Genomic DNA, 9078 nt, shown 5'->3' with positions numbered 1-9078 from the left:
CCTGACAGTTTTTTATTGGCTATTTATTTGTTCACGGCTACATGGCCAGCCAGCTGATAAATCGTCAAAAACTATTAAAGCCATTCAAGCACAACATTTTACCAATCGAACTTGAGCAACTAGTGGCCTGTCTGGTTAATCCAATAACTCATTCCGAATTACAGCCAGCTTTGCTCGATGCACGGAGCTGATAATCGACTCAGCCGTTTTGCTCCAGCGGAACGGCTTAGCCGAATGTTCGTTATGAGCCTCAATGAAGCGACGTATCGCCGCTCTCAGGTCAGCCACGCTGCTGAAGGCATCACGATAAAGCGCCCGTCTTTCCAGTTGCGCAAACCAGCCCTCCACGGCGTTCAGCCACGAGGCGCTGGTCGGTGTGAAGTGCAGCTTGAAACGGGGATGCTTCTCCAGCCATTCCCTGACGGCAGCGGTCTTGTGAGTCGAGCTGTTGTCCAGAATTACATGCAGGTCCAGCTCGGCGGGAGTGCTGCGGTCGATCTGTCGAAGGAACTCCAAAAACTCCTTGGCCCTGTGCCGCTGGGTGATACGGCCGATGACCTTACCCGTCAGGATGTCAAAGGCTGCGTACAGACTGGCCGTACCGTGGCGCTTATAGTCATGCGTCCGCCGCTCAATCTGCCCGGGCTTGAGCGGCAGCATGGGCTGTGTGCGGTCCAGCGCCTGGATCTGTGTTTTTTCGTCAACAGATAGCACCAGGGCGTTGTCGGGCGGATTCAAATAGAGCCCGACGACATCGACCACTTTGTCTGCAAAGTGCGGGTCGTTACTGATCTTGAAGGTTTTCAACCGGTGCGGCTTGAGGTCGGCAGCAGCCCACACCTGTGCGACCTGCCAGATGCTGACCCCAGCGTACTTGGCCATCAACCGTAGGCTCCAGTGGGTAGCTTCGCGCGGGACTCGCTGGGTCGTCAGCGTCAGGATTTCCTTGATCTTCGCTTCGTTGAGCTTGCGAGGCGCTCCACTGCGCCGCAGGTCACTCAGCCCCTCCAGACCGGTCTCCTGGTAGCGTTTACGCCATTTGAAGACCACTGGCGCAGAGACTTGCAGCTGCTCGCTGATCTCCTTGGGCGTGAGACCGTTGGCCAGCAGCAACAGAATTCTGGCCCGCTGGCCGATGCTCTGAGGCAGCGATCCCATGCGTAACCAGCCTTGCAGCATGTCGGCATCACTGGGACTCAAGAAGAATGGGGCTGCTGGCCGGGCCATATGGGAGCTCAATTCATGACGATAGAGCGCGCAGTATACTGGCCCGACATTGGATTAACGAATTTTACAGACAGTTCACTAGGCTGCACCTCAATGAAGAATCATTCTCGCTCGAGGCGCACCATGCTCAAGACTCTGACTTTTACCCTGATGCACTTCTGTATCGCCTTTGCCGTCACGTACGCGCTGACCGGCAGCATCGCGGCCAGTGGTCTGGTGGCAGCCATTGAACCGCTTTGCAACTCGGTGGGCTTCTACTTTCACGAGAAGGTCTGGCAGCGCATCGAAGGCCGTTCGACAGGTGCCGCTGCTCACCCCAAACATGCCTGGCTGCATCATCAGGCATAGGCGCTTGAAGCTACGGCCAACCCTTTGAGTAAGGCGTAAAAACAGCCAGCGAGGTGCTGAGCCGATCCGCTACTATGCGCGGCTCAGCCACCATACGCGCCCGATCATGCCTGCTATTTCTCGCTTCCCTGCTGCGCCCTACGTGTTTGCCTGCCTGCTTGGCCTGCTTGGCCTGCTGGCGCTTTTCGGTCTGTGGTTTGGCATTGGCCAACCGGTCGAACTGGCGGATGCCGCAACGCCCACGCACAAGCTGCAGTGCGCGTCCTACACGCCCTTCGACAAAGACCAGTCACCCTTCGATCAGCCCATGCAACTGCGCCCCGAGCGCATGGAAGCAGATCTGGCGCTGTTGGCCGAACGCTTCGAATGCCTGCGTACCTATTCGGTGACCGGCCTGGAAGAGCTGCCGAACATGGCCCGCAAACATGGCCTGAAACTGATTGCCGGTGCTTGGGTCAGCCGTAACACGGCCGACACTGCGGTTGAGATTGCCGGCCTAGTGAAAATCGCCAACACCAACCCGGACGTGGTGCAGGCGGTGATCGTCGGTAACGAGGCGCTGCTGCGCAAGGAAGTCACCCCGCAGCAACTGGTGGCGTTGCTCGAACAGGTCAAGGCGCAGATCGAGCAGCCAGTGACCTATGCCGATGTCTGGGAGTTCTGGCTCAAGCACCCGGAAGTCGCCCCCGCAGTGGACTTCATCACCATCCACCTGCTGCCTTACTGGGAAGACAATCCCGCCGGTATCGAGAGCGCGCTGCATGAGGTCGCCGAGGTGCGCCAGACCTTTGGCAACGCTTATGCACCCAAGGACATCCTGATCGGCGAAACCGGCTGGCCGAGCGAAGGTCGCCAGCGTGAAACCGCCGTGCCCAGCCTGGTCAACCAGGCCAAGTTCATCCGCGGCTTTGTCGCCATGGCCGAGCAGAACGGCTGGCGCTATAACCTGATCGAGGCGTTCGATCAGCCGTGGAAGCGCGTCAGCGAAGGCGCCGTGGGTGGTTACTGGGGCCTGTATGACGCTGATCGCCAGGATAAATCGATCCTCGCCGGTTCCGTATCCAATCTACCGCACTGGCCGGCCTGGTTGACCTTAAGCCTGGCCCTTGCAGCAGCCACTCTACTGCTGGCCGGCCGGCCGCACTCGCCCCGCGCTGCATTGTTGCTGCCGCTGCTGGCGGCGCTGGGCGCCGGCTGTATCGGTCTGTTTGCTGAATTGACGCTGGTCACCAGCCGTTACCTTGGCGAATGGCTCTGGGCCGGCGCACTGCTTGTGTTGAACCTGCTGGTATTGGCCCACGCCGCCCTGCTGCTCAGCCAGCAGACGGGCTGGCGTGAACGGCTATTCAACTGGCTGCATAGCAAGGGCGCACTGTGGTTGGCCCTAAGCGGCTTTGCCGGGGCGGTGATGATGCTCGCGCTGGTAGTGGATGCACGCTACCGCAGCTTCCCCAGTGCGGCACTGTTGCTGCCGGCACTGGTTTATCTGTGTCGCCCGGTGGGCGGCTATCGCCGCGAGGCCGCCCTGCTCGCCCTGCTGATCGGCGCATGCATTGCGCCGCAGCTGTACCAGGAAACCTTGAGCAACTGGCAGGCCCTGGGCTGGGCACTGACCTGCGTGCTGCTGGTGGCAGCACTGTGTCGCAGTGTCGCAGCCTGCGGGTTAAAGCGCAAACTGCCTGATCAGGCGCTCCGCGGCGCACGCACCCAGCGCAGCAGTGCCAGCACCACGGCAAATACCGCGAGGCTGGCGCTGTACAACACCAAAGCCGGCAGAGCGATCAGCAATGCTGGCACCGCCAGGCGCTTACCCCAGGCGCCGGGCAGGACAAACGCCAGCACGGCACAGATCAGCGCAGCCCAGGCCAAGACCCGAAAGTGGATCAACCAGCCCAGACTCGCACGTACCTGGCAGGCCAACTGCTGCGGGGCGTCGACACACAGACCGACCCATTGCGCGCCTTCCATCAACTGGTAACGCAGTGCAAGGCTCAGTGCCAGACACAGGGCTGCAGCGATCAGCAGAGCAGTCAGGGGCAGATAACGGGACATAGGTAACTCAGGCAGGTAAAAAGGCTGCGTAGAATAAGCCGCCGCGTCACGGATAACACCCCCGAGATCGCCCCTTGCGGTCTCTGCAGCTAGAATCCAGCCATGCTGATACGTCGCCTAATACTGATCGCCGCAAGCCTACTCGGCCTCTGGATGTTGTGGGTCATGCTGTTGCCCACACCCAGCAGTCTGCCGCCCAGCGCGCCGCTGTCCAGCGGCAGCTGGCGCGTGGCGGAACACACGGTCAGCAGACTGGAGAGTTTCCAGCTGGAAGCACGCATTCTCGGCCGCGAAGACTACTACTTCGACCGCGGCGCCAAGCTCTCACCGACAGACCTGGCGCTCGGCTGGGGGCCAATGGCCGACCCCGAGGTGCTGCGCCATATCAGCATCAGCCAGCGCAACCGCTGGTATTTCTGGCGCGCCGAGCAACTGCCGATCGAGCGCCGACAGATTGAGATCAACAGCGCCAATATGCACCTGATACCTGGCAACCCTGAAGTAGCCAGCACCCTGGCAGGGCTCAAAGAAGGCCAGCAGATTCGCCTGAGCGGGCAACTGGTACGGATCGACGGTGATGATGGCTATCGCTGGACCAGCTCACTGAGCCGTGAAGACACCGGCGACGGCGCCTGCGAGCTGATCTGGGTCGAGCAGTTGGCGGTACTGCCCTAGAAATCGGCTTTCGACATGGCGCTTTTTCCTAAAAAGCGGCGGTTCTATAACTAAACGGCACTTAGCCGAACTTATATGGTCAAATCGTTCCGCACCTGACCCGCTCCATCAGCATCAGCCCTAGCTCTCAAGAGATTTAGCCATGTCGCATGTCCCTCGTCTGCTTGCCCTTCTCAGTTGCCTAGCCCTGATTGCTCCCGTCAGCGCGACCGATATTGATGCCAGCAGTTATGGCTACCCGATCAAAAACCCATTTGAAGCCACCCTGGCGACCACCCCGCCAGAGCTGCGCCCCAAGCTTCCGACCGACGCCGATATCAACCAGAGTGACTACCAGATCAAACTGCGCCCAGAGCGCGAGTTTGAGCTGCCAGACAACTTCTGGCCGGTCACCAAGATGCGCTACCGCATGGCCAAGCAGTCTGGCGAAGCGCCACTGATCTTTATCATCGCCGGCACCGGTGCGCACTACGCCAGCAGCACCCCGGAATACCTGAAGAAGCTGTTTTACGGTGCCGGTTATCACGTGGTGCAACTGTCCTCACCCACCAGCTATGACTTTATGACCTCGGCCTCGCGCTTTGCCACGCCCGGCATCACCCGTGAAGACGCCGACGATCTGTACCGCACCATGCAGGCCGTGCGCGCACAGCATCCACGCCTGAAAGTCAGCGAATACCACCTCACCGGTTACAGTCTGGGCGCGCTGCAGGCAGCCTTTGTCAGCGAGCTGGATGAAACCCGCCGCAGCTTCAACTTCAAGCGCGTGCTGCTGCTCAACCCTCCGGTCAATCTCTACACCTCGGTCACCAACCTCGACCGCCTGGTGCAAACCAAGGTTGAAGGCATCGATAACAGCACCACCTTCTATGAACTGGTGCTGGGCAAGTTGACCCGCTACTTCCAGAACAAGGGTTACGTCGATATCAACGACGCCCTGCTCTATGACTTCCAGAACTCCACCGAGCAGCTCAGCGACGAGCAGATGGCCATGCTGATCGGCGCAGCGTTCCGCTTTTCCTCCGCCGATATCGCCTTTACCTCGGACCTGATCAACCGCCGCGGCCTGATCACCCCGATCAACTACCCGATCAGCGAAGGCACCAGCCTCACGCCGTTCTTCCGTCGTGCCCTGCAATGCGATTTCGACTGCTACCTGACCGAGCAGCTGATCCCCATGTGGCGCGCGCGCACCGATGGCGGCAGCGTGGCGCAGCTGATCGATCAGGTCAGCCTGTATGGCGTGGCCGATTATCTGAAAAACAGCAGCAAGATCGCCGTCATGCACAACGCCGATGACGTGATCCTCGGCCCTGGCGACCTGGGCTTTCTGCGCCGCACTTTGGGTGATCGCCTGACCGTTTACCCGCTGGGTGGCCATTGCGGCAACCTCAACTACCGCGTCAATAGCGACGCCATGCTGGAGTTCTTCCGTGGCTAAGCCAACCTTTCTTGCCGTGTTGTTCACCCTGGTGCTCGGTAGCAGCCTGACGCATGCCCAGCACGCCGTTGATGACGACGGTTTCAAGCAGCCGTTGCAGCATCTGCAGTTCAACCCGGGACTGGATCAGCGCGAGTTCGAGCGTTCAACCCTCAGCGCACTGCAAGTCTATGACCCGCTGGAGTCGTGGAACCGCCGCGTCTATCACTTCAACTACCGCTTCGATGAATGGGTATTCCTGCCGATTGTCGACGGCTACCGCTATATCACCCCCAGCCTGGTGCAGACCGGCGTCAGCAACTTCTTCAGCAACCTCGGTGATGTGCCCAACCTGCTCAACAGCGCGCTGCAGCTCAATGGCAAGCGCGCGATGCAGACCACGGCACGCCTGCTGCTCAATACCACGATCGGCGTAGCCGGCCTGTGGGACCCGGCTACACGCATGGGCCTGCCCAAGCAGCGCGAAGACTTCGGCCAGACCCTGGGCTACTACGGCACGCCAGCCGGCCCCTACCTGATTCTGCCGCTGCTGGGCCCGTCGAACCTGCGCGATACCGGCGGCCTGGTGGTAGACTTTGCGGCGAAAAGCCAGGTCAACTGGTTGAACGTCGCCGAAGCCAGTGTCAGCCATCCGGAAATCACCCTGCTGGAAGTCGTCGACCAGCGCTCAACGGTGAACTTCCGTTACGGCCAGCTCAACTCGCCGTTCGAGTACGAGAAAATTCGCTTCTTCTACCACGAAGCGCGCAAGCTGCAGATCGCCGAATAAGCCTGCGAGCTTGACCCAAGGGCCGCCCCCAGGTTTTAACCTGGCGCGGCCTTTAGTCTTTCGGAGCTTATATCTATGCGTGTCGCCCAACTGGCCAAAGCCGCCGCTGTCAGCAGTGAGACCGTGCGCCACTACACCGATCTTGGCTTGCTCAGGCCCACGCGCAATCCGGATAACGGCTACCAGGAATATTCCAGCACCGACCTGCAACGCCTACGCTTTATCGCACGTGCGCGTCGCCTGGGTTTTAGCCTGAAAGACACGCAGCAGATTCTCGCCAGGCCATGCGCCCTGCGCCGAGGTCCGTGACCTGCTCAGCGAACGCCTGACGGCGCTACAGGCGCATATCGAGGAGTGCCAACGCCTGGCACTGGTGATGCAGAACGCCTTCGACGACTGGGCCGACAAGGGCGAATGTGCCCCCGATGGCCAAGCCATCTGCCGTTTGATCGAAGATTTCGAGCCAGATATCGAGCGCCGCCCGGCGACGCCCTGCCCGGCACACTAGCGGCGCTTAGAGCCTGTTTACGATCTCGCGAGCTAGAGCCATGCAAGGCAAAAACAGGCAAGGAAGCGGAGTTTACGAGCTGTAAATGAGCATTCCGAGCCTGTTTTTAACGCAGCAGGGCCGACGCGCAGCATGACGCCGCGCGCGAAAATCTCGGGGCTTGAGTTGAGATAATTACCTTTTACTCAAGTTGCGAGTATCGCAAAAGAATTGTATCCGGTGAGCCTTGCGCTCAGTCAGCATTAAAAGACAAAGCCGCCTCAGGGCGGCTTTGTTCTTTCTACCCCTTGGGATTGTCCAGATCCCTGTACATCTGTTCGAGTTCGGCTTCAAACCACTGCACGGTCTGCACCGTTTCTTTGGCTTTGCGCTGCTTCTGCGGCAGAGCACATAGCTGCTTCAGCTTCTTTATCAGGTTCATCATGCTAATTCTCTAGCTGGCCGGAGTTGGCCAGTACCAGTCTATGGGCCTCTTTCGGGGTCGATTGGCTGGGGTTTCCCAAAAATCAGAACAGCCCAGCCGGTTCGGCCTGGATGTCCCAGCTGAAGATCAGCACCTCCTTCGCATCACTCCCCTTGCCACCACCCACCGTGTACTTGATGTCGGTCGTCTCGATGTGGAAGTCGGCGAAGCATTCGCGGATGGCTGGGTGGTCGTTGAGGCTGATGATCGCCTTGCCCTTGATCACCTTCAGCAGCCTGGCCATCTCCAGGTACTGCTCGAACTCGAACGGCACGCCATAGCCTTCGGTCTCCCAGTACGGCGGGTCACAGTAGAACAGCGTGTGCTCGCGGTCGTACTTCTTCATTACCTCCTGCCAACTCAGGTGCTCGATGTAGGTGTTGCTGAGCCGCAGGTGAGCTGCTGACAGCGCCTCCTCGATCCGCAGCAGGTTAAGCCCAGGTGGCTGGGTAGTGGCTGTGCCGTAGCTCTGGCCATCGACGCGGCCACCGAAGGCAGACTGCTGCAGGTAATAGAAGCGTGCGGCGCGCTGGATGTCGGTGAGGGTTTCGACCCTGGTCATCTGCAACCACTTGAACACCTGGCGGCTGCCGAGCGCCCACTTGAACTGCCTGACGAACTCTTCCAGGTGGTTCTGCACCACCCGGTAGAGGTTGATCAGGTCGCCGTTTACGTCGTTGAGCACTTCGACCTCGGCCGGTACCGGACGGAGGAAGAACAGCGCTGCACCGCCCGCAAACGGTTCGACGTAGCAGCTGTGCTGAGGGAACAAGGGGAATATCCGGTCTGCAAGGCGGCGCTTGCCACCTATCCAGGGGATGATCGGTTGTGCGGACATGGTGCCTCCTGATGGCTGGTTGCGCTCGATGGCGGTAACAGGAGGCTCTCGGCCTTCAGGTGATTGAGTGTCCGGCAACGCGGGCACTTGATCTGTAACTCGGTGAAGCCACTGGCAGTTGCCAGCTTGCGGCCACACTGGCCACAACGGATATCTTTCATCATCTGCAAACCTTTTGCGCTTCTGGTAGGCTCCCCGCCGCTCACGCGTGAGCAGGGGGCCTTGGCTGGCTTGCAGGCCTGATCTGCAGGTTGGCGGTCAGCTTGGGTGTTACCGCACCCAGGCTGACAGCCCTCTCTTATCCTTCTATTAGGCAGAGCCCTCGCTCGGGTGACAGCATCCAGATGTGCTGAGGGGTGATGCGGCGCAGCGCCTCCGGGCGGAACCATGGCTCGCCCGCCTGATCGGCCGCCCAGGCCAGCAACTCCGAGCAGAACCACGAATCTTCTTCCTGCCAATCACGGTGCAGGCCGAGGCCGGCAATGGCCGTCCAGTCGTAGGGTTTGCCGACCTGGCTGCGCGCTGCGTCGATGATGGCCAGCGGGTTACGGGCTGGCAGGTCAACCAGGCTGTACGCCGAGGCACGCTCAATGGCGTAGGCCTTGGAGACCTGACGCACGCCCTCCAAAGCAACGGCCTCTATCACATGGTGCCCGGCAACCAGGGCAACATGGCTCCAGCGTGACCAGGTGGCGGCGCGGATCAGCCCGCTGAATGGGTAGTGAGTGGTGCTGAAAAGCAGCTGGATGCTTCCCAT

At 60.1% G+C, this 9078-nt stretch carries 11 protein-coding genes and 1 pseudogene; 7 read left to right on the top strand and 5 right to left on the bottom strand.

The window, feature by feature from the left end; translation table 11 throughout:
* Positions 1 to 135: 135 nt before the first annotated feature.
* Positions 136 to 1227, bottom strand: coding sequence for an IS630 family transposase (locus BLW24_RS16375; RefSeq protein WP_090375546.1), 1092 nt, complete (start codon positions 1225 to 1227; stop codon positions 136 to 138).
* Positions 1228 to 1350: 123 nt separating this feature from the next.
* Here BLW24_RS16375 and BLW24_RS16370 point away from each other — a divergent pair, with 123 nt between their 5' ends.
* The 7 genes and pseudogenes from BLW24_RS16370 (at position 1351) to BLW24_RS26865 (ending at position 7020) form a co-directional block, all read left to right on the top strand.
* On the top strand, positions 1351 to 1575 hold the full coding sequence (locus BLW24_RS16370; RefSeq protein WP_090384199.1) for a DUF2061 domain-containing protein: 225 nt from the start codon (positions 1351 to 1353) through the stop codon (positions 1573 to 1575).
* Positions 1576 to 1681: 106 nt separating this feature from the next.
* Positions 1682 to 3226, top strand: a pseudogene (locus BLW24_RS16365) (glycoside hydrolase family 17 protein); the annotation flags it as partial.
* Positions 3227 to 3729: 503 nt separating this feature from the next.
* Positions 3730 to 4302, top strand: a complete 573-nt coding sequence (locus BLW24_RS16355) for a hypothetical protein (RefSeq protein WP_090384187.1) — start codon at positions 3730 to 3732, stop codon at positions 4300 to 4302.
* Positions 4303 to 4444: 142 nt separating this feature from the next.
* Positions 4445 to 5743 carry a serine/threonine protein kinase gene (locus BLW24_RS16350; protein ID WP_090384184.1) on the top strand — a complete coding sequence of 433 codons (1299 nt, stop codon included), beginning with the start codon at positions 4445 to 4447 and terminating at the stop codon, positions 5741 to 5743.
* A 16-nt stretch (positions 5744 to 5759) separates the two neighbouring features.
* Positions 5760 to 6512, top strand: coding sequence for an MlaA family lipoprotein (locus tag BLW24_RS16345; protein WP_244161283.1), 753 nt, complete (start codon positions 5760 to 5762; stop codon positions 6510 to 6512).
* A 75-nt stretch (positions 6513 to 6587) separates the two neighbouring features.
* Positions 6588 to 6821 carry a MerR family transcriptional regulator gene (locus tag BLW24_RS26225; protein ID WP_208600188.1) on the top strand — a complete coding sequence of 78 codons (234 nt, stop codon included), beginning with the start codon at positions 6588 to 6590 and terminating at the stop codon, positions 6819 to 6821.
* A 67-nt stretch (positions 6822 to 6888) separates the two neighbouring features.
* Positions 6889 to 7020: a MerR family transcriptional regulator gene (locus BLW24_RS26865; protein WP_276326443.1), complete on the top strand. Its 132-nt coding sequence runs from the start codon at positions 6889 to 6891 to the stop codon at positions 7018 to 7020.
* A 280-nt stretch (positions 7021 to 7300) separates the two neighbouring features.
* Here BLW24_RS26865 and BLW24_RS26010 read toward each other — a convergent pair whose 3' ends face one another.
* From BLW24_RS26010 to BLW24_RS16325, 4 genes are all read right to left on the bottom strand, one after another.
* Positions 7301 to 7444 carry a hypothetical protein gene (locus BLW24_RS26010; RefSeq protein WP_167360386.1) on the bottom strand — a complete coding sequence of 48 codons (144 nt, stop codon included), beginning with the start codon at positions 7442 to 7444 and terminating at the stop codon, positions 7301 to 7303.
* Positions 7445 to 7526: 82 nt separating this feature from the next.
* Positions 7527 to 8321: a DNA adenine methylase gene (locus tag BLW24_RS16335; protein WP_090384174.1), complete on the bottom strand. Its 795-nt coding sequence runs from the start codon at positions 8319 to 8321 to the stop codon at positions 7527 to 7529.
* The gene (locus BLW24_RS16330) at positions 8291 to 8485 is read right to left on the bottom strand and encodes a Com family DNA-binding transcriptional regulator (RefSeq protein WP_090384170.1); all 195 of its coding nucleotides are present in this window, start codon (positions 8483 to 8485) and stop codon (positions 8291 to 8293) included. The genes BLW24_RS16335 and BLW24_RS16330 overlap by 31 nt, the downstream gene beginning before the upstream one ends.
* 134 nt (positions 8486 to 8619) lie before the next feature.
* Complete coding sequence (locus tag BLW24_RS16325) at positions 8620 to 9078, bottom strand: YiiX/YebB-like N1pC/P60 family cysteine hydrolase (protein WP_090384163.1); 459 nt, start codon at positions 9076 to 9078, stop codon at positions 8620 to 8622.

Origin of the sequence: Pseudomonas anguilliseptica (assembly GCF_900105355.1) — a bacterium.
GTDB classification, from domain to species: domain Bacteria; phylum Pseudomonadota; class Gammaproteobacteria; order Pseudomonadales; family Pseudomonadaceae; genus Aquipseudomonas; species Aquipseudomonas anguilliseptica.
Note: the sequence above shows the minus strand (reverse complement) of the source record. Positions and strands in the feature narration are given on the sequence as shown.